Consider the following 23,766-nt stretch of genomic DNA (forward strand, 5'->3'; position numbering starts at 1 on the left):
AATAAGTTATATAAATAATTGAGCTGGCTATTTAGTCAGCTCATGTTGTTTCTGAGGTGGTATTTAGTTTGGTTAAGTTGATATATTTTTTGCTGTCAATATTACTTTTGACGAGTTGTGGTCAATCAAAAAATGGCCATGTTTTAAGAGTTGGGCATACATTAGATACAGAGCATGTTGTTCATAAATCACTTGTTCACCTATCTGAACGTCTTACACATTATTCTAAAGGGACAATGTCGCTCAAACTGTATGCTAATGGTCAACTTGGCTCAGAGCGAGAAATGGTTGAGCTATTACAAATTGGCAGTTTAGCGATGACTAAAGTATCTGCGGCAGCCATGGAAGGTTTTGTACCTGCAATGAAAATATATAGTTTGCCATATATATTTAGTAGTAGAACGCATCGTTGGCGTGTATTACAAGGTGAAGTTGGTCAAGGTATTTTATCAAGTGCAGAAAAAGCAAACTTAACGGGGCTAGGGTATTTTGATGCAGGTAGTCGAAGTTTTTATACATGTGAAAGCATGATACGTTCACCAAAAGATGTGATAGGTAAAAAAATTAGAGTGATGAGTAGTCAGACCGCGATTAAAATGGTCGATGCTTTTGGTGGTGCGGCAACACCTATTTCATGGGGAGAATTATATGCAGCACTACAGCAAGGTGTAGTTGATGGTGCAGAGAATAATCCGCCAAGCTATTATTTATCCCATCACTATGAAATATGTCCGTATTATTCTCTGAATGAACATACTTCCGTGCCTGATGTGATCATCGCAAGTAAACATATCTTTGATTCTCTCAACGTTGAACAACAAAAATGGCTAAAGTTAGCGATGAGTGACGCCGTTGAGTTTCAAAAATCACTTTGGATGAATGCAGAAGAAAGTGCCTTAGCCGCGATAAAAGCAGCTGGCGTTGAAGTGATATATCCTGATAAACAACCATTTTTTGATGCTGTAGCACCGTTTCATGCCACGTTTAAAAATACTGAGATTGGTAATTTATTACAAAAAATAAAACAGGTAAATAATTATAGTTCAACAGGAGTAACTCATGAATAAGTTCATTAAAGGGATCGATCTTCTTATTGAAAAATTATTAATGGTACTTATGGCACTTATTGTTATAACGGTATCGTGGCAAGTTTTCTCTCGTTATTTATTACAAGCGCCGAGTTCTACTTCAGAAGAGATTGCGCGTTTTTTATTGATATGGATTAGCATGATTGGTTCAGTTTATTGTTATCGAACCAAAGCGCATTTAGGGTTAAATATTTTTACAAACAAACTAGCCCCGAAACAGCAAAAAAAGGCTGAATTTTTTTCGCATTTTGCCGTTTTTATTTTTTCAGCGCTTGTATTAGTTATTGGTGGCTGCAAATTAGTTAATTTGAGTTATCACCCGGTACAAGTTTCACCTGCGTTGAATTTCCCCATGGGACTGATTTACTTGGCATTACCAATTTCGGGCCTATTGTTATGCTTTTATGCAGTAGTAGAGTGTGTAGAGTTAGTCGGAGCTAGTGATGATAATACGCGTTCGATAAATGAAATATCACTAAATAAGGAGATTCGTTAATGGAAATCAGTGGCTTAGTATTAATCGTTATCTTTTTTGTTTTATTATTTTTAAACGTTCCCATCTCTTTTAGTATTGGCATCGCGACTTTAGTCACTATGTTATTCAGTATTGATTTTGTTCCTGCGGTTACCACTATTGCACAACGTATGATTGGCGGTGTTAATACTTTTGCCTTACTTGCCATCCCCTTTTTTATTTTGTCAGGTTTGATTATGGGCAGTGGTGGCGTGGCAAAACGGCTAATTGAATGTGCGATGGCATTAATTGGCATGCTCCCCGGCGGATTAGCATTAGTTAACGTTTTATCATGTACTTTATTTGGTGGTATTTCTGGCTCAGCTGTTGCAGCAACCAGTGCCATTGGTAGCTTTATGATCCCTGAGATGGAAAAGCAGGGGTATGATCGAAACTTTGCAACAGCAGTAACTGCTACGGCAGCAACAACAGGGATGATTATACCTCCAAGTAATATATTGATCATATATGCTATTGCAAGTGGCGGGGTATCAATATCGGCATTATTTATTGCCGGTTACTTACCTGGCTTATTAGTGGCTTTTTCCTTGATGCTAGTTTGTTCTGTCTACTCTGTTAAAAAAGGTTATCCAAGAGGTCATGTTTTACCACTACGAACCGTGATTAATAAAATTGCTGCGGCGTTGCCCAGTTTATTACTATTGTTTATTGTTATTGGTGGAATTATTGGAGGCGTGTTTACTGCAACAGAAGCGGGCGCTATAGCGGTACTTTATTCACTATTTTTAGCCGTTGTGGTTTATCGTGAAATAAAACTAAGTGAATTATCTGATTTAGTTTTACGTGCAGGCGGAATTACTGCAATTGTTATGTTTTTAATTGCAGCATCATCGGCAATGTCTTGGATTTTATCTTATGAGAACATCCCACAAATTATTAGCGAGTTCTTATTAACAATAAGTGAAAACCCTTTAATCATTCTATTGATTATTAACTTAACGCTAATTTTAGTTGGTGCCTTTATGGATATGACGCCAGCAGTACTTATTTTTACTCCTATTTTTCTGCCTGTGGCTGAAAGTATCGGTATGTCACCAATTCATTTTGGTATTATGTTAGTGTTGAATTTATCTATTGGTTTGTGTTCCCCACCCGTTGGTGCGGTACTATTCGTTAGTTGCTCAGTGGCAAAAACCTCGATTGAAAAAATAATTAGACCCATGTTACCGCTATATTTGGCTATGTTTGTTGCGTTAATGTTGGTGACTTATATCCCTGAAATTACAGAGTTTTTACCTAGATATTTTGGTTTGATAAAGTAGGGGGATGAGGTTGTAAATTTGTGTTCCTCAGTGTTTTTTAGGAAAAAAAAGCCTAACTATTAATTTTTATTAATGGTTAGGCTAAATTTTTTCTGTTGTTACTGATTTTTCATGTTGCTGATGATTTTTAAATGGCGTTTACGACTATTACCTAAGTGTTCTAATGTTGCATAGCGTGCAACTTCTGGCTCTTGTGCTTCAATCGCTTCGGCTATTTTTTTATGCTCAGCTTGAATAAGTTTTAAATATTCAATTGAATCCACGCTTGTTTCATTATCAGTAATAATTTCTCTGGCAGGAATGACTCCTTCACCAATAAACTTAATAAATCTTGCGAAGTAAGGATTTCCAGACGCGTTTGCAATAGCCAAATGAATCGCTAGATCTTCTTTTACTGCGTCATCTCCTTGAGCTAGCTTTTTATCAAATTTAGCAAGACAATCCCAAATATGAGCCATTTGCTCATTGGTGCGATTTTTTGCTGCCATAGAGGTCATTTCTAATTCAACAGCCATTCTTAATTCGAGTATTTTAACAGCATCTTCTATTGAGCTAAACTCTTTACTGTCTATTTCGAATCGTTGTATTTGTGACTTATTGGCGACAAACATACCAACACCTTGGCGGCTAATAATTAACCCTTCTGCTTTCAATGCGGCGACTGCTTCACGCACGACACTACGGCTTACGCCAGCTTGTTCTTCGATATCTTTTGCCGGAGGAAGTTTGGTACCTGCAGCCATGTTGCCACCTAAGATTTTGCTCCTTAGTGATTCAACTAAATCATTGGTTAAGCTGCGAGAGCTTTGTAGTTGTCCAATATTAAATGCTTCTGATGTCACAGCAAATCTCCTTTAATGTATTTTAATGTTATCTGATCATGATATTACAGGATTTTTATGATTTATTTAACAAAATCTGCAATTTCATTGAATTATTATTCAATGTGATAGATTCTACTTGAGTAACTTAGGTTGTATGATATCATATAACTTAGGTTGTGTTTTCAAGGAATTTCATAAAAATGAAAAATGTTGTTGTTATGGGGGAATGCATGGTTGAATTTTCACCTGATGCAGAAAATACTTATAAACAATCGTTTGCTGGCGATGTTTACAATACAGCTGTTTATATAAAGAGATTATTAAAAGGCGACACAGATGTTTCTTTTTTAACCGCTATTGGCAACGATTTTATGAGTGAAAGTATGGTGAACGACTTTCGAATGAATGATATTAATACACACTTGGTAAAGCGTGTAAGTGATAAGCAACCAGGGGCATATCTCATTCAAACCTCAGATGACGGTGAACGAAATTTTGTTTATTGGCGTGATACTTCTGCTGCAAAAGTTACCATTTCACAACTTAGTAAGCATGAAAAAATTAAGCTTATTGAACAGTGTGACCTTTTCTATTTTTCGGGTATCTCTATTGCTATTCTTGATAAAAATGAACTAACTGAGTTTTGGAGGCTTGTTACTGATTTACGCAACGCGGGCATCAAAATTGCTTTTGATTCCAATTTTCGTAGTCGCTTATGGTCTAATCATGATGAGGCTAAGCGGCAATTTTCTAAGGCCTTTTCGCTAAGTGATATTGTTTTTGCGGGTACTGAGGACTTTTATTTACTTTATCAGTTACATTCTTTTACCGAGCTTGATAATTTTCTCTGTGATTTTTCAATAGATGAATTAATCATCAAGAATGGCGCTGATGGTGTTTTTTATCGCTCAACAACAGAACAGTTTATTTTTGATATTAATCCTGTTGATAATGTTATTGACACAACGTCAGCAGGCGATGCATTTAATAGTGGTTTCTTAAGCGCAAAAATGAGTTGTTATAACGCTGTAGAAGCGATAGCGCAAGCATGTAGACTTTCAGAAATTGTTATTCAACATAGAGGGGCCATTATCGATGAAAAAATCTTTAATAATTTCATCCACTCTCAACAGAATTAAAATTACAACCGTTTAACAAGTGACGTCATTTATTTAGTCTATTATTAGTAGGATCCCTTATGAGCAGAACCTCACTACCTAGTTGGAAAGCATTACTTAGTCATGCTGATGAAATTAAGCAAGCACATCTTAATCAATTATTTGATAACGATAACCTACGGTTCAATAAATTTTCAATAAAACTATCTTCTCTGTTATTAGATTATTCAAAGAATTTAGTCACTGAAGAAACCCTGGCTAAACTGGTTACGTTAGCTAAAGAGTGTGATGTTGAGTCATGGCGCGACAAAATGTTTTCAGGAGAACGAATTAACAGTACTGAAGATCGCGCCGTATTACACATTGCATTACGTAATCGAGACCAGCATGCCATTTTGCTTGATGGTGAAAATATTACCGATCAAGTTGAAGATACGTTAGAAAAAATGCGAACTTTTAGTCTTAGCATTAGGGAAGGGCATTGGAAAGGTTACTCAGGCAAGCGTATTACTGATGTGGTTAATATTGGCGTTGGTGGCTCAAACCTAGGTCCACAAATGGTTACTGAAGCTTTAAAGCAATACAGTGATAATAGCTTGAATGTTCATTATGTTTCTAATGTTGACGGCACACAAATAGCTGAAGTACTTAGGCCACTTAACCCTGAAAATGTCTTGTTTATTATTTCTAGCAAAACGTTTACCACCACAGAAACCATGACCAATGCGAATACTGCGCGAAAATGGTTAGTCAGCTCTTCTTTTGATGACATGGCAGTGGAAAAACACTTCGTTGCCGTGAGTGCTAATAAAGAAAATGCCACCGAATTTGGTATTAGCGAGCACAATATTTTTGATATGTGGGATTGGGTTGGTGGACGCTTCTCTCTTTGGTCGGCTATTGGCTTACCTATTGCCCTAGATTTAGGTTTTGATAAATTTATCGAGTTACTTGAAGGTGCTCAAGAACTTGATCAGCATTTTCAAAATACGCCATTAGCTGAGAATGCACCGGTGATTTTGGCTTTAATTAGTGTATGGAATTGCACCTTTTTAGGGGCACAATCACAAGCAATATTGCCCTATGATCAATCCTTACATATGTTATCTGCTTATATGCAACAAGCTGAGATGGAAAGTAACGGCAAGTCGGTTACTTGGGATGGTGTCGAAGTAGATTACTCAACCGTGCCCTCTATTTGGGGCGAACTGGGTATCAATGGTCAACATGCTTTTTATCAATATCTTCACCAAAGTAACAATGTTGTTCCAGCCGATTTTATCGGCTCTGTCGAGAGTGTTACTCCGGTGAAAGGGCATCATGAAACCCTAATGGCGAATTTTTTCGCACAAACGCAAGCCTTGATGAATGGCGTAGATGAGCAACAAGTAAGGGAAGATTTAAAAGCCAAGGGTCGAACAGCGGATTATATTGATAAAGTAGCGCCGCATAAAGTGCATAAAGGTAACCGGCCAACCAATACTATTTTGATGAAACGTATTTCACCAAGAACTATTGGCAGCTTAATCGCGCTGTATGAGCATAAGATATTTGTTCAAGGCATTATTTTGCAAATTTGTTCTTTTGATCAATGGGGCGTAGAACTAGGTAAAGGACTGGCCAATAAAATAGAGGCTGAGCTTTGCAGCGGAACAATTAATCCGGCGCATGACAGTTCAACGAAAGAGTTGATAAATTACTATCAATCTATGAAAAATGTCAATCCGTAAACTGATTAGCAGCTTGCGGTTGTTTACAAAGTAAACAATATCATGTGCAAAAAAAATTTATTGTGTTTGATAAAATTTTTACAGGTATGAGAAATACTTTAGATAGTTAATCACCTAAACGATAATATCTTTACATGCCTATGTATATCAATCAGGCACAATTAAAAATTGATCGAAAACGTCATTCCAGTGGTATTTTAGGTTCGAATCCAAGCTAAAATAAAATTGACCTTCGACAATAGACTCCGAAGATGATGTTATCAATGAGCTCCTGACTAAAGTTCATTGCCACGTATAATTAAGTTAGCTTTTTTAGTCAAGTTTGGGTAGTCGATTATTGCAGCATTTAATACGGATCTAAATATCAGCATCAAATCATTAATACTTTCTATTTAACTTTGGGGGCGGAAGCGAGTTAGAGTTAACATTCTAAATTCATTTAACACTTACATATTTCAATGTCCGCTTTGGGGATTTAGATCCAATTCCGTGCAAAACTTTTCGGCACAATCTCAATTGTGAATGGATGGAATTTTGAATGAAAAAGGAAGTTTTAGAATCTCTGCTCTGCTGTTATTAACTCAAAAGCTAACTTCCGCAATTGGCTATCAGTTGACCTAAAGAACAGCCAACGTCAGCAATGCGCAGAAGACGTTAACATAGTTATTTCATAATGTGTTTCGAATGATTATTAAGGTTCACTTATACCAGTTGAAGTCAGGTTCCAACTTTATTTGGAGTGTTTTTTGGTACTTTTTTAATAAATAAAACTTACTGCCACATTTGTTTCTATCTTTATTCACAAAAGCACATTTTTGCTCAACGGCATAAGTCGGCTTGCATGGGATTTTTGTTTCGATCTTTATTTAGCTTCTACATAAACTCACGTTAACTATGAATTCAGTAAACAGAGTAGGGCTGAGGGAGCCCACAGTGAGTCTTATTGCGTTGGGTTGATGTAGTGTTTTTCAGCGAAATTTTCAGCTAGAAAAATTTGTAAATCAGCCAGTTGTTTGTCTGAGAACCATTTTTTGTGTGCTTGATAATAGTCTTTAGTTTTATAAACCTTGGCTAATATGTCATTAATATCGTTAATAACACGTTGGCCCAATGGGCTATTTGAACAGTTGAAATGGGCAATGAGATAAGGAGGCGCTCCAGCAATAGTATATTGTTCTATCAGCTGCTCTTGGGCTTCATTTGGGGTTATATCCACGGGTAAGGCAAGTACAAAGTCGACGCGTGATTTATATAACATGGACGATAGTGCGACAACACGTTTATTGCCGCCACGGTAATAGATGTTTTCGGGTTTTATTTTGTGTATTTGCTGGTCAAGAAAATTACCAAAGGAAACATCCTGTGCAAGACCTATGGTTTTTTCAGGTAATAACTTAAATACCTTGGGAAGATCTTTAATTTCTCCCTCAGCATTAAATAATTGTTTTGGTAACGCTGATTTTGGATCAAAGCGGTAAAGTTTATGAGTTAGGTAAAAGCTTTGAGGATCTGAAAAGAGCGAATATTCCCTACGCTCTGGTGTACTTGCTCTATTGGCTACACAGGCATTTTCCTTTGTCTGCAGTACTCGATTCATGCGACTTGCGGTCACTCGCTCTATTTTAATATTGTATTGGGTTAATTGCTGAATAATTAAATTTTCAATATAAGAAGCAGTTGATGTTTCCGCAGAGGTTTTAGCTAATAGATCTATGTTTTCAAGTTTGTCTTCGACTAGCCAAATTATTTTTTTCTTGCTGCCTTGTTCATGCACATGATCACTTTGCGCAGGAGCGCTAAACAGTGTGCCAATAAAAAGTGCAAGACTAATGAAGGAGCTTATCATTGGTGACGGTGAAAGTAGATTCAAGGGAAAACGTCTGTTGAGTGTGACTTCTGTCTATTTTAACCGTATTTTATTTATTAACCTAGCTTCGTTAGGTTTAAAGTGACTCTTTATCGGAATTTTATGCGTAATGTTTATGGGGAATTTTCGCTGTTGTGTAAGCCTTAATTTACTCAGTTTTTTCAAGGGTAAGTTAACTGATTGTTACTGTGGTTAAAGTTCCTTGAATTGCTGCTCAAAGAGTATCTACCTTTGTTCATCATCCCTGATGAACAAAAATGAACACTGTCATTTTTTGTAGTCATTTTGCATTCATCGCAGCAATTAGTGTCTATTTTATGGTGTCGATAATAATAATTTCACAATCTGTAGTTGCTCTCAATCGTATTGAACTTGATTGACTGATTTCGGCACCATCACCTTTGTTCATCGTTATATTTGCGGAGCTGTCCTCAACTTTGAACATACCATCAGAGGCTAATATGTAAGCTTGATGTCTAATGTCTTGCTCAATCAGAGTACCTTTAGCTAATTTACCACCATAGATGCGTGCTTCTTGGTTGATAAAAAGGGCTTTATCCTTATCTTCTGGATAACCTGATGCTAATAAAGTAAGTACAGCTGCCTGCTTAGTGGGGAACTTTTTGCTTTCCCAACGAGGCGTCACGTTATTTTTATTGGTTTCAATCCAAATTTGATAAAAGGTTAACGGATCTTTGGTGCGGTTATATTCTGAATGCACAATACCTTTTCCGGAACTCATCACTTGCACCTCACCTGTTTTAGTTATGCCTTTATTACCCGTACTATCTTGATGGGTAATTTCACCTGAACGAATAAAACTAATAATTTCCATATTTCGGTGTGGGTGCGAAGGAAAGCCCATACCTGGCTCAACCCAGTCATCATTGATTACACGTAACTTTCCAAAACCCATGCGGGTAGGATTATAGTAATTAGCAAAACTAAAGTGATGCTTAGATTTGAGCCAACCGTGATTAGCGCCACCAAGACTTTTATAGGGATAATGTTTGATCATAATATACAGCTCTCTAATAAATTGTTGTTCGTCGTTTGAGCCATCTTTATGCTCTACGTTTATCTTAAAAATAGTCTGTTCAACCATTAGATTGTGATTGAAACTTGATGAACAAATATTAATTGTTTACATTATGAGAATAAACATTAGTTAACTGAAAACATAGTTAACTAAATGGAAACAATCTTTCTTGATCATTTTGGAGATGATATGGGACAACTTGAAGATATGTATATTTTTCTGCGTGTTGTTGAAACGGGCAGTATTACCAAAGCAGCAGAACAGATGAATATCGCTAAGTCTGCGGTAAGTAAGCGCTTATCTTTGTTAGAGCAAAAGCTGGGTATTAAGTTAATCAATCGTACCACTCGAAAGTCCAGTATTACCGAAGCAGGTCAGCGTTATTACCAACGCAGTAAACTCATTATTGATGAAGTGGATGAATTGAACTGCCAAACTTCTAGCAGTAAAAGAGCATTAGAGGGCACACTAAATATTGCAGTGCCGTTATCGTTTGGGCTGACTCACTTGGCACCGGCGCTTGATTTGTTTTTGCAGCAGCATAGCGATTTAAAGTTGAACATTAATTTCTCCGATCAAAAAATAGATATTGTTGAGCAGGGTGTCGATTTAGCTTTTCGCATTGGCCAGTTAGATAATTCGAGCTTGCAAGCCCGAAAAATAGCGCCGATAAAACATGTGTTATGTGCGAGTCCTGAGTATTTTAAATTACAGGGAGAGCCAAAAACGCCAAATGATTTAAAAAAACATAAAGTGATTAAATATGGCAATTTAGACCAAGGTGGTCTGAAATTATTGAATAAAGAGGGTGAAGAACATATTGTGCATTTTGAGCCACATATTATTGCCAATAATGGCGATTTTCTTAAGTCTTTGGCGGAATCAAATCACGGTATCACCTACTTACCTAGTTTCATTGTCTGGCAGTCTTTAGCCACTAAAAAACTTGTTCCAGTATTAGCAGATTATAAAATAGAAAGTATGCATGCCTACGCTGTTTATCCGCCGAATAGACACTTACCGCTTAAAGTGCGTAGTTTGATCGATTTTTTGGTTGAACGCTTTGGTAACGATCCTTATTGGGATCAGTATTGAGTTAACTAAGGTGTTTTGTTTGCATTAAAGCCTTTTAATGGATGCTTAAAACAGGTATTTTCATCAGTTCTCTTTTTAATACACTTTTTGCTATTTCTGGAGAAACTTCATAAAACTCATTAACGTATTGTTCAGCATCGAAATGTTTTCTTAACTGTTTTTTAATCTGACATGGGTTATTGCATGGCAAAGAAAAATACAATTTATAATCACCAGGACCTTTCGCCGAAAGTGATTTTGCATACTCCTCAGTATCATCAGGAGTGCAGCCAATTTTAATCACATTTGAGAAAATTGAATGGGTCATTATATAAACATTACCAAAAGCAACGTTGTCAGGATTTATGCGCTGTTGTGAATTATCCATACTCATTAGTAAGCTCTCATTGACGAATAAAATCTGGAATTCATTCGTCTTTTTATTGTAGTTAAGTCTCTTATTGATAGGGCTACTGTAGCGTGTGTGCTGCTTAGAAATATTGATCTTCACCTGATTTATATCTCTTGATTAATTATTCGAACGGGGAGTTGATACGGATCAATGAACCTTCATGAAAGTGCTAGTTAAGGTGTCGGTTAAGTAGAGGGTATTTGAGTTATTAATGTTCATGCCGTGCTAAATGACACTTCTTAGTAATCCCCATAGTAGGCTAGCTGGCGCTACCAAAAGGAATGTCGATGAAATCTAGTATTTGAGATATGATTAAAATAAAATTATTAAAGCAGAAATTTATGTCACTTCCACCATGCCCCAAATGTAATTCAAAATTTATTTACCAAGATCAAAGCCTGTTGATCTGCCCTGAGTGTGCACATGAATGGGATCCATCAGAACAGCTTGCTGAAATAGAACTTTTTACCGTTAAAGACTTCAATGGAACCCTGTTAAATGAAGGCGACAAAGTTACTATGATTAAAGACCTTAAAATTAAAAGTAGTTCTCAAGTACTTAAAGTGGGTACTAAAGCTGTTATCAGGAGAATAGTAGAAGGTAAAGATCATCAACTCGATTGTAAAGTAGATGGAGCAGGTGAAATGATGGTTACCGCCAAGTTTGTGAAAAGGGCTTAGGTAAGCAAGGCAGAATAAGAATTTAAAGCTGAACTAAGTACCTGTAATGGTTTGCTTAGTTCAGGGTAACACCACCATTGGGCCAGCCATTACCAGCCATAAATAGCAATTATGAGTCAGTGCTTTTATAAAGTGTTACAGCATAGTGTTCGTGGTGAATAACTATCGGGCGTTTTTCGTTAGCAATAATAAGTCTCCGCTTTTAACAATATTTAAAGCATTTTCATTGGTATCAATTAGCTCAATACGGCTATCTTTTGAATCAGTGACTTTGTTGCAGCTAAATTCACTCCCTGCCTTATTGAAGGCGTAACTCCCTTGTTCGGTAAGTATCACACCTTTTGCACGCGAAACCTTTAATGCGGTTATGAATGCGAATAATTGTTTATAGTTAAATTGGTACTTGTCGGAAAAAATCCAACCTTTACTGAAATAACCCTCACCATGATTATTGAGTTCAATAAATCCCTCTTGTGCTAGTCTTGTTTGTAGCGCTTGGCTCTGCTCACGCTCTTTTTTATAACCGAGTTCAATCGTATGTGAACTCTCGTGTAAAGAAGGGACCGCAATACCAATCATTGGTTTAGTTACTATTACTGTTTTAGGTTGTTGCGCTAACCAACTAGGGGCAATGTTACCGTGCTGCATTAGGTGTAATGGCTTATCGGTTAGCTCATTTTCGGTAATAAATAGTGCTAAGTTTTCCTCATCTTGCTCTGAGTAGGTGTCTGCTTTTGCCGCTAAGATGGTGTCTGCCACGTTGAGTTGCTGAACAAATGATGGATGCTCTGTATAGCGCTTATCGATAAGATTTCGAGCATCGACTAAACAGAGAATTGACTGCAGTGATATTGTTTCTTGAAATTTTCCCTTGGTTAATACTTCAACCACTTCTTTTGGGTGACCTAAACCTGTCGGCTCTATAAGTAGTCTGTCAGGTTTGGCTTTAGTAATGAGTTGGTTTAACGCGACTTGCATAGGCACACCAGAGGCACAGCACATACAACCCCCCGGAACTTCACGAATAAATACCCCTTGTTCATTACTGCTACCAGCGAGTAATGCAGAATCTATCCCTATTTCGCCAAATTCATTAACAAGCACAGCCCAGTTTTCATTGTTGGGTTTATTGGCAAGTAATTGCAATATTGCTGTCGTTTTTCCTACCCCTAAAAAACCGGTAATGAGGGTAGTAGGGATAGCTGAAATTTTTGACGATATCTGGCTGAACATGAAATGTTACTCGGCTTAAGGCAAAGGTTGATGAGAAAATAGTACTGTGGGTGATGAGGTAGCTTAAATACTATCACAAGCTTATCATTTCTTAATCTAGTGTTTATTGGGCTTATCTTAATAACGTTATGATTTGAGCGGGCGACATGACGATTATGCTTCCGATAATGAATAAAATAATTAGCTGTCCTAACTTCTAGGACTTGGTGCTTAAGTTATACTTCACCGTGCCGATACTCTTATACATGTTTTAATAAATGCTTTAATAAATGCTTTGATAAATAGAGATAGATATTATGGACTCATCAATTAAACCCAATGCTACCTTTAGCCAAGATGTTCGATCTTTAGCAAAAGCGCAGGATAAAAAAGAAAATGGACCCATGGGTCAACAAGTATCGGATCTTGCCCATGAGAAAAAAATAGGGGAAGTACAAGAGCCTATTTCTGTCAGTAATAAAAAACAACTTAATGCTGCAATTATAGAGTCGACATTGAAATTTAGTAACACAGTCGGTGATCAACCGCTGTCACTGTTGTTAAAAACCGCCTTACAGGGAATCAACGAAGCGCTTAAAGAACGCGGGGTTGAAAGTAGCGTTGAAGATGCTTATGAGTCAGGCATTGATTTTAGTCCCGAAGCGACTGCGGAGCGTATTGTTTCGTTTAGTACTCAGTTATTGGGCTCTTATCGAGAGCAGCACCCGGAAATGGATGCAGAAGAATCGTTAGCGAGTTTTGTTGATATTATTGGTGGCGGTATTGAGCAAGGTTTTAGCGAAGCCAAAGATATACTTGGTAGTTTAAAAGTATTAGAGGGAGATATTGCTACTAATATTGATAAAACCTATGAATTAGTGCAACAAGGATTACAGTCTTTCGTTGATTCTTTTAGTCAGACAGAAGAAGAGTAACCCCTAGATAATTTCGTGGAATTAGCAAGGGTACTCTTGTTAATTGATAAGCTGAATCTACGCCATTGTACTCTGATTCAGTATCCTCCCAAGGGCTAGTTTCGATGCTTTATGTTATGTTATTGGTTTCGGGAAGGACACGGCACGAATACAGCTTATTAGAGAATGCAGACGTAATTATATTGAGCATATTTTCCTCAATAACCACTCTATTCAATCAATGCCTTGTCTTGATGTCTTTCTCATTCCTGCTGAATCCTGCATTTTAAAGTAATTTGAATATATAATAACGCTCTATTTTTTGGATGAAAAAGAGCAAAAAACTCAACTCAAGCAGTCAACTATCTATGATCTTGATCTTGATCTGTAGTTAAATACTTCTTTAGTCACGCTCAATTCTGCATCTTGCAGTAGTTTAGGTATATAATGATGCCCCCTCTTGAAAAGACTTGTGTTAAATCAGGCCTGAATCTTATTGAAGAGAGGTTTCGTTGTAAAAAACGAAGACGTAACACTTACTGGATTTTACCAGATAAACACTAGAATTAAGCCCGAGTAGTATGGCATGAAGGTATTAGAAAAAGATTATCAGATTAACAGCGTCCGTAAGGCTATTGACGCTGGAGCTAACTCCATTATTGCATTACCTACGGGGGGCGGTAAGAGTATCTGTATACTTAAATTGTGCCAAGCAATGCCGGACAAGAAAGTCGTCATTAGTTTACGTAATGCGGCATTGGTTCCTCAATTATTGCACACCCTCACTATTAATGGCTTGTCTGTTAGTGTTGTTAAGTCAGGTTATAAGTATATAGCTGGCGGTGATGTTACTTTGGTAATGGAGCAGTCATTTGGCAGAAGAAAACACCTAAACATACAGTGCGATGTGCTTTTACGTGATGAGTATCATGTGGGATGCATGGGCGGCGTTTATATCGCGATGCGTGAAGAGTTATCTCCTGACTTAATTATAGGCCTAACTGCCACGCCCATTGATAGATTAGGCGTTTATATTGATAAGTCGATGCAATTGATTGAAGAAACGACTACTAAGATGCTGATTGAAGCGGGTGAATTAGCCAAGCCGGTTTACAAAGTACCTAGTCTATCTCAAGAGATAGATTACAGTGCTGTCAAAATGTATCGAGGTGACTTTAGTGTCTCTGGTTTAGATAATATATTACTGGAACATTGCTCTTTAGTGGCACAACAGACCGTTGATGATGCACTATCTCATGGTCGTAAAGTAATGCTGTTTGCTAACTCTATTAATCATGTAGAGTCACTGTCTGAGGCTTTTGATTTACTTGGTATTGAACATGAGCGTGTTCATTCTCAGCGTTCGTCTGATGAAAATGATGAAAGCATCCGTAGATATAAGTCAAACGAAGTTAGGCTAATAATCAATATGTCTATGCTAACGATTGGCTTTGATGATCCCACCACTGATTGCGTTGTTTTAGCGAGACCGACCAAGATATTAAGATTGTACTTGCAGATTATCGGCAGGTGTTTGCGTGCGTCAAAGGGCAAGACTAGTGCATTAATACTCGATTTAGCACAATGTATTTCTACCCATGGTTTTGCTGAGGATCTTAGAGATTTTACTCGTAAAACTTCGAAATCTGCAGCGATAATGGCTGAACGATTGAGCGTAACCAATATAGGTCAATTTGTTGATGGCGAGTTCACCTACAATGAATCAATCGAGCGTAAGGTTGTCAAGAAAAGAGCACCTGTTATTCGCAGAAAACCTCGGGATGGGTTGGTTGCCAGCAAGGAACTTGTTGATAGAGCAGCAAGTAATAGAGCAGCAGCGTTACTCAGGTTAAACCCTAGAATGGAAAAACTGGTCAGCACTATCGAATTGGTTAATATCGTGTATGAACAGCAAGACGAAAGTAGCAAAATGCTTGATGAAGTAGCTATGGTTAAGTTAGTTGCCCTGATAGGGTTTGCTTATAGTGATGCATTAGTTGATAGCTGCACTGCATTAGTTGAAGGACTACACGCCCAAAACCAATCTATTAGAGGTTTACCGCTCAGAGTTAGCAACTTGATAACCTCAATTGCTATGCAAGATTTAGGTGTCAAAGAAGTAGTAACCAAGTCTTAAAATATATAGCTGAATAAAATAAAGCCTTTTCACAAGTTGATTCACAGGAGAGGCATTTAATCCGATGGGTATAATGCCTGTTTTGTGCAGGCTTGCGCTTCGACATTAGGTGAGCCAGAGTAAAAGTTAGTCAAAGATCCTTCACGCGAATAATTCAACCAATACACACCCACAGAAAAGCCTATGTTACTCCGTTGACATTACTTGTAACAAGTTTCGCTTTAAATTACTGCTAAATTGATTATGATGAAATATCGACTCATCATGATTAATCCGATTGGTATAACCACTATGTCACTATTCCGTAATATCAAGCTCAAGATAAAGTTAGCCCGAAAAACGTTATCCATAATAGCCTGTTGTACACTTGTTCCTTTTGTTGCAAATAGCAATGAAACGTTACTGGCCAGCCTTAGTCAATTTAATGAAAATATCACGGCTAAATTACACTTTGCTGATACCGGAATACCTTGGGGAATGGCGTGGTTACCTAATGGTGATTTATTAATTACCCTGCGTGACGGCGAATTAAAGAGACTGCAAAAAGGACAAAGCATTGCTGACACAATTTCCGACTTGCCAGAGATAGCGGTTGGCAGCCAAGGTGGTTTACTTGATATCGCAGTACATCCAGATTATGCCAACAATGGTTGGATATATTTTTCTTACGCAAAAGAAGATAACAAAGGTAATAAAAGCACGGCGATAATGCGAGCTAAACTCAATGACAAGATGCTAACCGACCAAGAAGATATTTATGTCGCTCAAGCTTATGATAGAAAAGGTGTTCATTTTGGTAGTCGGTTAGTTTTTGATAACCAAGGGTATTTGTATTTCTCTATTGGTGACCGAGGTCAAAGAGATGTTAACCCTCAAGACATTACACGCGATGCAGGCAAAGTTTATCGATTACATGATGATGGCCGTATACCTGATGACAATCCCTTTGTTAATAATGATAAAGCTAAAAAGGCTATCTATTCCTATGGTCACCGTAATCCTCAAGGTATGGTTAAACACCCAATAACTGGCGATATTTGGACTCATGAACATGGTCCACGTGGTGGTGATGAAGTTAATCTTATCGGCAAAGGTAAAAACTACGGTTGGCCAATCATTAGTTATGGTATTAACTACTCAGGCACTGAGATTACCGACTTAACTCAAAAGAAAGGCATGGAACAACCGTTATGGTATTGGGATCCTTCGATAGCACCTTCAGGTATGGCATTTGTAACCAGTAATAAATATCCTCATTGGCAGGGTAATATACTGGTAGGCTCATTAAAGTTTGGCCAGATAGTTATGGTTACTTTAGCAGAAAATAAAGCTGTTAAGGCGGAAGTCGTTAAAGATGAACTTACACGAGTACGCAACATTAAACAGGGACCAGACGGCTATGTTTATGTTGCGGTGGATGGCCAAGGGATTTATAAATTAATACCGAAGCTTTAATTAGTTTTCACGATATAAATCAGCTATTTATCTCTAAAATCTTATACTGATTAGTATTTAAGTATTATTTATCAATCACTTGGCAGGATCAGTTTTTTTGCCATTTCTTTTGCCATTAATGCTGATTTTTTCATGCCCCTGGTGTGCGCCATCACGATAGCCCCTTCAATCAATAAGTCAATTTGATCTGCTTTACTTTCATTTCCAGCAGGTAACTTAGTTTTAATAAGTTCTACAACCTGTTGTTTGTGTTTTTGTGAGAATAAAAAGATTGGATGTTGGGCGTCAGAATATTCGGCACTGGCATTAATAAAATTACAGCCGTAAAAAGTATCGCTATTAAACCACTCGTGCAACGCATCGAATATAGCGAATATGCCAAGAGAACTCTCTTTTTCTAGATCGTCTATCTTAGACGATAGCATCGATAATACTTGGTGATGTCGTTGCTCTAATACGGCAAGTATCAATTCATCTTTACTGCGAAAATGTTTATACAAGGTGGCTTTTGATACCTTGGCTTGAGACAAAATTAAATCAATACCGGTCGCGTGATATCCCTGCTGATTGAATAATGTTAACGCCGTATCGATCAGGTGTTGTCTTCTTGGTTGCATGTGATTTCATCATTGCTTTTGTAGTTATTGTTAAATTATACCAATTTTTCGCTTGACGTAAACAGTTCTGTTCACCTATGCTTATGTACAGATCTGTTCACCTAGTGTGAATTTTAATTAATCATACCAAAGAAAGGCCATTATTTATGTGCAAGACCACAACTGACTCCAATGCTAATATCGCTACCACTAATACGTTAGGTATTCATCATCTGGGACTTACTGTGCCAGATATTAAGCAAACATCCACTTTCTTCATTGAACAGATGAATTTTCATCACGTTGGTGGACAAGAAGAATATCCGTCAATTTTTATTTCTGATGGCACTGTGATGTTGACACTATGGCAAGTTAACGACTCAGAAAATTCAGTTGAATTCGACCGTAAAAACAATATTGGTTTACATCACTTTGCACTTAAGGTGGCTAATATTGAGCACTTACAATATTTACATCAGCAATTTGCTACGCTTGATAATGTTGATATTGAATTTGCACCGGAGCCATTAGGACAATCACCTTTTCAGCACATGATGTGTGTTATTCCAGGTGGTATTAGACTTGAATTGATTAGTGCCTAAGGAACAGTAATGGACAATGAAATAGTCTCTAGTTGGCACCAAGGTGAGTTAGCTGTTCAGCAACGAGCAGGCACTGATGAACGTATGGCAGAAATTGGCCCTAAATTTATTCGTGAATTTATGCCACAACAACACCGTGATTTTTTTCAGTCACTGTCGATGATATTTGTAGGTTATACCGGTCATTGTTCAAACGCTTATGCCAGTGTTTTATTTGGTGCGCCAGGATTTATTCAATCACCGACTGAAACGGAGTTAGTGATGAATACTCAAAGCACTATAGGCGATTTTATCATTGAGGATCTAAGGGAAGGTGACCATATTGGGCTAGTAGGGATTGAATTTGATACTAAAAGACGTAACCGTATTAATGGTATTATTACTGATATCAATCAAAAAAATATTAAGGTTAAGGTGTTACAAAGCTACGGTAATTGCCCAAAATATATTCAACCAAAAGAGTTTGCTCCGAATAGATCTTATAGTGAATTTACCACTGTGAGCCTCGATCAACTTAGTCAAAAATATAGAGAGATAATCTCTAGCGCAGATACTTTCTTTATTGCTAGTAGTTTTGATGATGGACAGAAGTTTAGGAACCGAGGTGTTGATGTTTCTCACCGAGGAGGTGAAGTTGGCTTTGTTTCGATTAATGCAGCCGGACAATTATTGGTTGATGATTATGTGGGTAATGGTTTTTTTAATACTTTAGGTAATCTACTTGAAAACCCTATCGCGAGCTTATTATTCTGTGATTGGCAGACAGGGCATGTTTTGAAGATCGCTGTATCAAGTGAAATCTTATGGCATGATGAGCAGCAAGATAGCGTGGTGTTAGCTGCTGGAAAGGTAAAGCGCTCGTTATGTTTTACGCCAATAAAAATAGAGCAATTCAATAATGGCTTAGCTTATATCCAACAATTTTAAGCATTAGATAATGAATGACGTTAAAGCTTGATATGAACACTTCACCCTAAATATTTTACTGGTGTTAGGATCTTAACGTTAATGTCACTAACGCAATGCCATGATCTGTACTTTCGCCATCACGCTCGAAAATAGGATTAATTAAGTGTCGATCGTAAGTATCGTAAGCGCTGACTTGATAAAGACTGTCGTGGTAACTGGCATCAAATTCACACGATAATAAAATGTAATCGAGTACCGAGCTACCAGCACCAAAATAATGTGTTGGCGTACGCACAATTTGCTCTTCGCGAGCACTACTATTTTTAGTATCAGCAGTATCAGCAGTATCAGCAGTATCAGTTTTTTCTACTATATCTACTATATCTGTTGTATTTTTACTATCTTCATCAGCTTTACTCGCTTCATCTTGTTCATTCTTGATTGCTGTTTGAAGTAAATCCCAAGCGTCATTTAAACAATACTTAGCAAGATAAGCATCACGGTCAATGGCAGAAACAAAACGTAAAGTATTTGTCAGCAAATGACTTAACACACCATCGTCTAAGGTATTATTAAAATCCCCCATTAATACCATAGGGTTGCCTGTAGCCTCGCGTCGTTCAATCATATCAATCATTAATAACGTCGCTTCACTGCCGCGTTGTATGGTTGAACCCCAACCACCCGCCACGTTAGCTTTTAGACTTTCTATAATCGTTTTTTCTGGCGACCAATGGTTCTTTTTCTCATCGATTTCAATCATCGAACGCTTAGATTTAAAGTGCACAACATAACAATCACACTTGCCCATATGCGGGAGTTCAACAGTCGCTCTAATGACCTTTCGGCTAAAAGAAAAATCATTGGCTAAGCCTAATGTTTGCGCTAGTTCAGTATTTGCTTTTACTGCAGCCACCTCAGTAATAGGATAACGAGAGGCGATGGCTACCACCGGACTACGATAAATAAAGTCATCAATAACAGTAGGTTGATCAACCACTGCAAAATAGGCATACCCCTGTGCGGCAACTAATTCTTTTAATGAATCGGCACTAAAAACTTCTTGAAAACCAATAATGTCAGGCTGAAATTCACTTAGATATTCAGCAACCCATTTTTGCTTTTTTGCCCATTGCTCAGCACTATAAATGCGCTCAAACTCATAATAAGCATTTGGCGGTTCAAGGTAATTAAACAAGTTGAAAGTAGCAACTTTAAGTTGCGTATTTGCTACAGATACTGAGAGGGTTTCAGAAGAAGGGGATTGATCTATTTCTGTTTTATTGTTGTCGCTGATGATGATAACTCGCCTAAGTGATGAGTGATAATTGTACCTCATCATTTAGTAAAGTTATCTAATTAAAAACCAGTAATGTTGTTGTGGGGAAGGGACTCTATTTATCAGCGTTTAATATTTGCTCTAATTTTAAGTCCGTTAACTTCATCACACTTTTGACCACATAAAACATGATTGCCATCAACATTATCGTTGAAGGTATAGCAATGACGGGATAACTTAATAAAGTCATTTCTCCAAGCTGTTCATTAAACTGCGTGGTACCTGCAGGACTAACTACTATCCATTTTGCTAATAGATAATTCATCGTCGCAGAAAAAACAAATGTTGCTGCTAACAAGTGATTTGCCCACTGAATTTTAGCTTTAAATTTATCTGTTTTATTTTTATTTGATAGTGACTCATAGATTAAATCTAAATTAAATAACATAGGATTTAATAAAATTTTGGCAATAAGCGGTTTGCCCCAAAAGCCTGATATAAGTACTACTAGCCCTATAGCTGAAGGTATTGCTGCTTCCTTAATGGCTAACCATTCCACATCTAATTCAAATAAACCAATGCCACCGGTTAAGAAGGTACTTAAAAAGCCAAGTAATGAAATAAAGTTCATCGACTTGTTTTTAATAAAGTCATACAAACCATAACTAATAGGAAATAATAATGCCAAAATCAAAGCATACATAGAGCCTAAATATTCATCTCCCGATAACTTCATTAAAACAATCGATGGAACAGCAATATTAAAAATGACTTCTAACAGGATATTATTAGGGCGTTTGGCTTTTGTTTGAATAGACACGATAACTTCATAATTTGGAAACACTGAGATAAGTAAGTATATTTCATCTGGTATTAGATCACAAAGCTAAAGGGGCAGGTAAGATAATTGATTCTGACGCAGTTATTTTAATTCCAACAATCTGAAACATGCATCTTGCTTGGTTATAGGTATAATCATTGAAGTTAAATTTAACCTAAAAATATTTTACTCAGATAAAGCCAATTATTATGAATGAAAAAAGAAAACTGCAAGACCCAACGCTAGTGTGCACTTGCAATGAGCTATATATCGATAATATTGAAGAGGCTATTCATGAAGGCGAAGAAGAGTATGCTGAAATCATGCAATACAATGATACATTCCCTCGATGCGGCGAATGCCATGACCATGTTCAACAGTTAGTTGACAATATTAACCGTTGAACAGTTAGAGAAAACACGACATAACTAGTGGTGAAATGTTGTTCTATCAATGCAGTTAAGTTCGATACTCTGCATTAATTTTGACGTAATCATAACTAAAATCACAGGTCCAAATAGTTGACTCTTCATTGCCTCGATGGAGTTGCACGGTAATATCAATTTCTGCTTCGTTCATTATCGCTTGTCCTTCATCTTCCTTATAACTTGCGGCACGTCCCCCTTTTTCAGCCACTAATAAACCACCAAAATAAAGTTCTAATTGGTTGGTATCTAAATCAGCTAATGAATCACACTCACGTGAAGCATAACCAATAGCAGCAAGTACACGGCCTAAATTAGGATCAGAAGCAAACATTGCTGTTTTTACTAAGGGACTTTTACCAATAGAAAAACCGATAGTTTTTGCTTCATCAATAGATAACGCACCTTTAACGGTGACCGTTATAAACTTAGTTGCGCCTTCGCCGTCACGAACGATGGCTTTAGCTAGGTACTGAGAGGTTTCAAGTAAGGCATCAAAAACTTCTTGGTAACCTTTATCATTAGGGCTTGTGATAGCCACAGCATTACTTTTCCCGGTAGCAATAACAATAAAGGAGTCATTTGTTGAAGTATCGCCATCAACAGAGATGCAGTTAAATGATAAGTCTGCAATTTCTTTAGTCATACTATCTAATAACGATTGCGTTATATTAGCGTCGGTTGCTACATAACCTAACATGGTCGCCATATTAGGATGGATCATGCCAGCGCCTTTGGATATTCCGGTAATATTGATGCTTTCACCACCAACCTTTACCTGAGTCGCATAAGCTTTAGGGGCAATGTCCGTGGTCATAATTGCAGAAGCAGCATCAGCCCAGTTGTCAGTAGTTAAATTAGTCACCGCAAGTGGTAAACCTGCTAAGAGCTTATCCATAGGCAGATGTTCTAAAATTACGCCTGTTGAAAAAGGTAATATGGACTCTACTGGGATAGCCATAATTTCAGCTAAATGTTGACAGGTTGTTAGTGCATCTAACATGCCTTGCTCGCCTGTCCCTGCGTTAGCATTGCCTGTATTTACGACTAATGCCTTGATGCCTGATACATTGCTTCCCGTAATAGCATTATTTTTTACTGCATCTAAATGTTTTTTACACAAGGTTACTGGCGCAGCGCAAAAACGGTTTTGGGTAAAAACACCAGAGACTGCACTACCATCACAGATTTCTATAACGAGTAAATCTTTACGGTTTTGTGTTTTAATATTTGACTCAGCCCAACCTAGGCGAATGCCTTGAATTGGCGTAAGTGAAGCAGGGACTATTTCAGGTAAATTGACAGGCATAAAGAATTATTAATAATATAAAAGTAGATAAATATTACTATTTTATGGGTTTTTATGCAAAAGAATCATTTAGGTAACCTAGGATAAAATGCAGTTTTCTGTTGTCTCGACATTCTTTTGCTCGCTTTAGAATCCATTCAAGTATATTCAGGTACATTCAAAGTAACAGTGCTGAATGTATCTCACCGGAGAACGTTGCATTTTTGTTATTTATTAAAACTGAGTTATTAAATTTAGTTTTTAAAGCGTAGATTTTTTAAGTAACCTGAACTCTGGATAATGAGTGCTTGATGTTTAAGTAAAATCAACAACTTAGATTGTTACTTATGAATAGCTGGCTATTTATCGACGTTTTAACGCTGAGAATTGGATGAAGAGGAATGTTGAGCAAGTGCTGCTTATCCAGAGTTCAGGTTAAGTAATAAAAAACCCCCAACAATAAATGTTAGGGGTTTTACTTTCACTCTTTATAAGAATGA

General features: G+C 37.3%; 22 protein-coding genes. 13 read left to right on the plus strand and 9 right to left on the minus strand.

The window, feature by feature from the left end:
• Positions 1 to 56: 56 nt before the first annotated feature.
• From CXF79_RS03965 to CXF79_RS03975, 3 genes are read left to right on the plus strand one after another with little or no spacing between them, the layout of a single operon-like run.
• Positions 57 to 1,067, plus strand: a complete 1,011-nt coding sequence (locus CXF79_RS03965) for a TRAP transporter substrate-binding protein (protein ID WP_101154054.1) — start codon at positions 57 to 59, stop codon at positions 1,065 to 1,067.
• Positions 1,060 to 1,584: a TRAP transporter small permease gene (locus tag CXF79_RS03970; protein WP_101154055.1), complete on the plus strand. Its 525-nt coding sequence runs from the start codon at positions 1,060 to 1,062 to the stop codon at positions 1,582 to 1,584. The genes CXF79_RS03965 and CXF79_RS03970 overlap by 8 nt, the downstream gene beginning before the upstream one ends.
• The gene (locus tag CXF79_RS03975; protein WP_101154056.1) at positions 1,584 to 2,885 is read left to right on the plus strand and encodes a TRAP transporter large permease; all 1,302 of its coding nucleotides are present in this window, start codon (positions 1,584 to 1,586) and stop codon (positions 2,883 to 2,885) included. Before CXF79_RS03970 ends, CXF79_RS03975 begins: the two co-directional genes overlap by 1 nt.
• Positions 2,886 to 2,983: 98 nt before the next feature.
• On the opposite strand, the gene CXF79_RS03980 is transcribed toward CXF79_RS03975, so the two are convergent.
• On the minus strand, positions 2,984 to 3,727 hold the full coding sequence (locus tag CXF79_RS03980; RefSeq protein ID WP_101154057.1) for a FadR/GntR family transcriptional regulator: 744 nt from the start codon (positions 3,725 to 3,727) through the stop codon (positions 2,984 to 2,986).
• Between the two features lie 182 nt (positions 3,728 to 3,909).
• Between CXF79_RS03980 and CXF79_RS03985 the strand changes: the two genes are divergently transcribed.
• Complete coding sequence (locus CXF79_RS03985) at positions 3,910 to 4,848, plus strand: sugar kinase (protein ID WP_101154058.1); 939 nt, start codon at positions 3,910 to 3,912, stop codon at positions 4,846 to 4,848.
• Between the two features lie 59 nt (positions 4,849 to 4,907).
• The gene (pgi, locus tag CXF79_RS03990) at positions 4,908 to 6,557 is read left to right on the plus strand and encodes a glucose-6-phosphate isomerase (protein WP_101154059.1); all 1,650 of its coding nucleotides are present in this window, start codon (positions 4,908 to 4,910) and stop codon (positions 6,555 to 6,557) included.
• 940 nt (positions 6,558 to 7,497) lie between these two features.
• Here the strand turns inward: pgi and CXF79_RS03995 are convergent.
• Both CXF79_RS03995 and CXF79_RS04000 read right to left on the minus strand, forming a co-directional pair.
• Positions 7,498 to 8,427, minus strand: coding sequence for a transporter substrate-binding domain-containing protein (locus tag CXF79_RS03995; protein ID WP_101154060.1), 930 nt, complete (start codon positions 8,425 to 8,427; stop codon positions 7,498 to 7,500).
• A gap of 307 nt (positions 8,428 to 8,734) precedes the next feature.
• Entirely contained in the window at positions 8,735 to 9,442 is a 708-nt protein-coding gene (locus tag CXF79_RS04000) for a pirin family protein (RefSeq protein WP_101154252.1), read from the minus strand.
• A 174-nt stretch (positions 9,443 to 9,616) separates the two neighbouring features.
• Between CXF79_RS04000 and CXF79_RS04005 the strand changes: the two genes are divergently transcribed.
• Complete coding sequence (locus CXF79_RS04005; protein ID WP_232769071.1) at positions 9,617 to 10,558, plus strand: LysR family transcriptional regulator; 942 nt, start codon at positions 9,617 to 9,619, stop codon at positions 10,556 to 10,558.
• A gap of 34 nt (positions 10,559 to 10,592) precedes the next feature.
• Here the strand turns inward: CXF79_RS04005 and CXF79_RS04010 are convergent, their stop codons facing one another.
• Positions 10,593 to 10,931, minus strand: coding sequence for a GIY-YIG nuclease family protein (locus CXF79_RS04010; RefSeq protein ID WP_101154061.1), 339 nt, complete (start codon positions 10,929 to 10,931; stop codon positions 10,593 to 10,595).
• Positions 10,932 to 11,290: 359 nt separating this feature from the next.
• Between CXF79_RS04010 and CXF79_RS04015 the strand changes: the two genes are divergently transcribed.
• Positions 11,291 to 11,629 carry a zinc ribbon domain-containing protein YjdM gene (locus CXF79_RS04015; protein WP_101154254.1) on the plus strand — a complete coding sequence of 113 codons (339 nt, stop codon included), beginning with the start codon at positions 11,291 to 11,293 and terminating at the stop codon, positions 11,627 to 11,629.
• 162 nt (positions 11,630 to 11,791) lie between these two features.
• On the opposite strand, the gene CXF79_RS04020 is transcribed toward CXF79_RS04015, so the two are convergent.
• Positions 11,792 to 12,862 (minus strand): CobW family GTP-binding protein, encoded by a 1,071-nt coding sequence (locus CXF79_RS04020; RefSeq protein WP_101154062.1) that lies wholly within the window; start codon positions 12,860 to 12,862, stop codon positions 11,792 to 11,794.
• 296 nt (positions 12,863 to 13,158) lie between these two features.
• Between CXF79_RS04020 and CXF79_RS04025 the strand changes: the two genes are divergently transcribed.
• The 3 genes from CXF79_RS04025 (at position 13,159) to CXF79_RS04035 (ending at position 17,347) form a co-directional block, all read left to right on the plus strand.
• A complete protein-coding gene (locus CXF79_RS04025) occupies positions 13,159 to 13,776 on the plus strand; it encodes a DUF5610 domain-containing protein (protein WP_011042138.1) in 618 nt (205 codons plus the stop codon).
• 565 nt (positions 13,777 to 14,341) lie between these two features.
• Positions 14,342 to 15,892 carry a DEAD/DEAH box helicase gene (locus tag CXF79_RS04030; protein ID WP_011042139.1) on the plus strand — a complete coding sequence of 517 codons (1,551 nt, stop codon included), beginning with the start codon at positions 14,342 to 14,344 and terminating at the stop codon, positions 15,890 to 15,892.
• 291 nt (positions 15,893 to 16,183) lie between these two features.
• Positions 16,184 to 17,347 carry a PQQ-dependent sugar dehydrogenase gene (locus CXF79_RS04035; RefSeq protein ID WP_232769072.1) on the plus strand — a complete coding sequence of 388 codons (1,164 nt, stop codon included), beginning with the start codon at positions 16,184 to 16,186 and terminating at the stop codon, positions 17,345 to 17,347.
• 71 nt (positions 17,348 to 17,418) lie between these two features.
• Here CXF79_RS04035 and CXF79_RS04040 read toward each other — a convergent pair whose 3' ends face one another.
• Positions 17,419 to 17,964, minus strand: coding sequence for a TetR/AcrR family transcriptional regulator (locus CXF79_RS04040; protein ID WP_011042142.1), 546 nt, complete (start codon positions 17,962 to 17,964; stop codon positions 17,419 to 17,421).
• 146 nt (positions 17,965 to 18,110) lie between these two features.
• Here CXF79_RS04040 and CXF79_RS04045 point away from each other — a divergent pair, with 146 nt between their 5' ends.
• Positions 18,111 to 18,545: a VOC family protein gene (locus CXF79_RS04045; RefSeq protein WP_011042143.1), complete on the plus strand. Its 435-nt coding sequence runs from the start codon at positions 18,111 to 18,113 to the stop codon at positions 18,543 to 18,545.
• 9 nt (positions 18,546 to 18,554) lie between these two features.
• A complete protein-coding gene (locus CXF79_RS04050; protein WP_101154064.1) occupies positions 18,555 to 19,472 on the plus strand; it encodes a pyridoxamine 5'-phosphate oxidase family protein in 918 nt (305 codons plus the stop codon).
• A 64-nt stretch (positions 19,473 to 19,536) separates the two neighbouring features.
• On the opposite strand, the gene CXF79_RS04055 is transcribed toward CXF79_RS04050, so the two are convergent.
• A complete protein-coding gene (locus tag CXF79_RS04055) occupies positions 19,537 to 20,796 on the minus strand; it encodes an endonuclease/exonuclease/phosphatase family protein (protein ID WP_232769073.1) in 1,260 nt (419 codons plus the stop codon).
• A gap of 52 nt (positions 20,797 to 20,848) precedes the next feature.
• Entirely contained in the window at positions 20,849 to 21,553 is a 705-nt protein-coding gene (locus CXF79_RS04060; RefSeq protein WP_011042147.1) for a VC0807 family protein, read from the minus strand.
• Positions 21,554 to 21,762: 209 nt separating this feature from the next.
• On the opposite strand from CXF79_RS04060, the gene CXF79_RS04065 reads away from it, so the two are divergent.
• Positions 21,763 to 21,957, plus strand: a complete 195-nt coding sequence (locus tag CXF79_RS04065; RefSeq protein WP_011042148.1) for a (2Fe-2S)-binding protein — start codon at positions 21,763 to 21,765, stop codon at positions 21,955 to 21,957.
• Between the two features lie 55 nt (positions 21,958 to 22,012).
• Here the strand turns inward: CXF79_RS04065 and argJ are convergent, their stop codons facing one another.
• Positions 22,013 to 23,287, minus strand: a complete 1,275-nt coding sequence (gene argJ / locus CXF79_RS04070; RefSeq protein WP_101154065.1) for a bifunctional glutamate N-acetyltransferase/amino-acid acetyltransferase ArgJ — start codon at positions 23,285 to 23,287, stop codon at positions 22,013 to 22,015.
• Positions 23,288 to 23,766 lie beyond the last annotated feature (479 nt).

It is taken from the genome of Colwellia sp. Bg11-28 (assembly GCF_002836245.1).
GTDB lineage: Bacteria > Pseudomonadota > Gammaproteobacteria > Enterobacterales > Alteromonadaceae > Colwellia > Colwellia psychrerythraea_A.

Coding starts and splice junctions, on each gene's coding strand:
- CXF79_RS04035 (WP_232769072.1), top strand. CDS start 16,184: ATGTCACTATTCCGTAATATCAAGCTCAAGATAAAGTTAGCCCGAAAA.
- argJ (WP_101154065.1), bottom strand. CDS start 23,287: ATGCCTGTCAATTTACCTGAAATAGTCCCTGCTTCACTTACGCCAATT.
- CXF79_RS04045 (WP_011042143.1), top strand. CDS start 18,111: ATGTGCAAGACCACAACTGACTCCAATGCTAATATCGCTACCACTAAT.
- CXF79_RS04050 (WP_101154064.1), top strand. CDS start 18,555: ATGGACAATGAAATAGTCTCTAGTTGGCACCAAGGTGAGTTAGCTGTT.
- CXF79_RS04040 (WP_011042142.1), bottom strand. CDS start 17,964: ATGCAACCAAGAAGACAACACCTGATCGATACGGCGTTAACATTATTC.
- CXF79_RS04010 (WP_101154061.1), bottom strand. CDS start 10,931: ATGAGTATGGATAATTCACAACAGCGCATAAATCCTGACAACGTTGCT.
- CXF79_RS04025 (WP_011042138.1), top strand. CDS start 13,159: ATGGACTCATCAATTAAACCCAATGCTACCTTTAGCCAAGATGTTCGA.
- pgi (WP_101154059.1), top strand. CDS start 4,908: ATGAGCAGAACCTCACTACCTAGTTGGAAAGCATTACTTAGTCATGCT.
- CXF79_RS04020 (WP_101154062.1), bottom strand. CDS start 12,862: ATGTTCAGCCAGATATCGTCAAAAATTTCAGCTATCCCTACTACCCTC.
- CXF79_RS03970 (WP_101154055.1), top strand. CDS start 1,060: ATGAATAAGTTCATTAAAGGGATCGATCTTCTTATTGAAAAATTATTA.
- CXF79_RS04055 (WP_232769073.1), bottom strand. CDS start 20,796: ATGATGAGGTACAATTATCACTCATCACTTAGGCGAGTTATCATCATC.
- CXF79_RS04005 (WP_232769071.1), top strand. CDS start 9,617: ATGGAAACAATCTTTCTTGATCATTTTGGAGATGATATGGGACAACTT.
- CXF79_RS03975 (WP_101154056.1), top strand. CDS start 1,584: ATGGAAATCAGTGGCTTAGTATTAATCGTTATCTTTTTTGTTTTATTA.
- CXF79_RS03985 (WP_101154058.1), top strand. CDS start 3,910: ATGAAAAATGTTGTTGTTATGGGGGAATGCATGGTTGAATTTTCACCT.
- CXF79_RS04000 (WP_101154252.1), bottom strand. CDS start 9,442: ATGATCAAACATTATCCCTATAAAAGTCTTGGTGGCGCTAATCACGGT.
- CXF79_RS04065 (WP_011042148.1), top strand. CDS start 21,763: ATGAATGAAAAAAGAAAACTGCAAGACCCAACGCTAGTGTGCACTTGC.
- CXF79_RS04030 (WP_011042139.1), top strand. CDS start 14,342: ATGAAGGTATTAGAAAAAGATTATCAGATTAACAGCGTCCGTAAGGCT.
- CXF79_RS04015 (WP_101154254.1), top strand. CDS start 11,291: ATGTCACTTCCACCATGCCCCAAATGTAATTCAAAATTTATTTACCAA.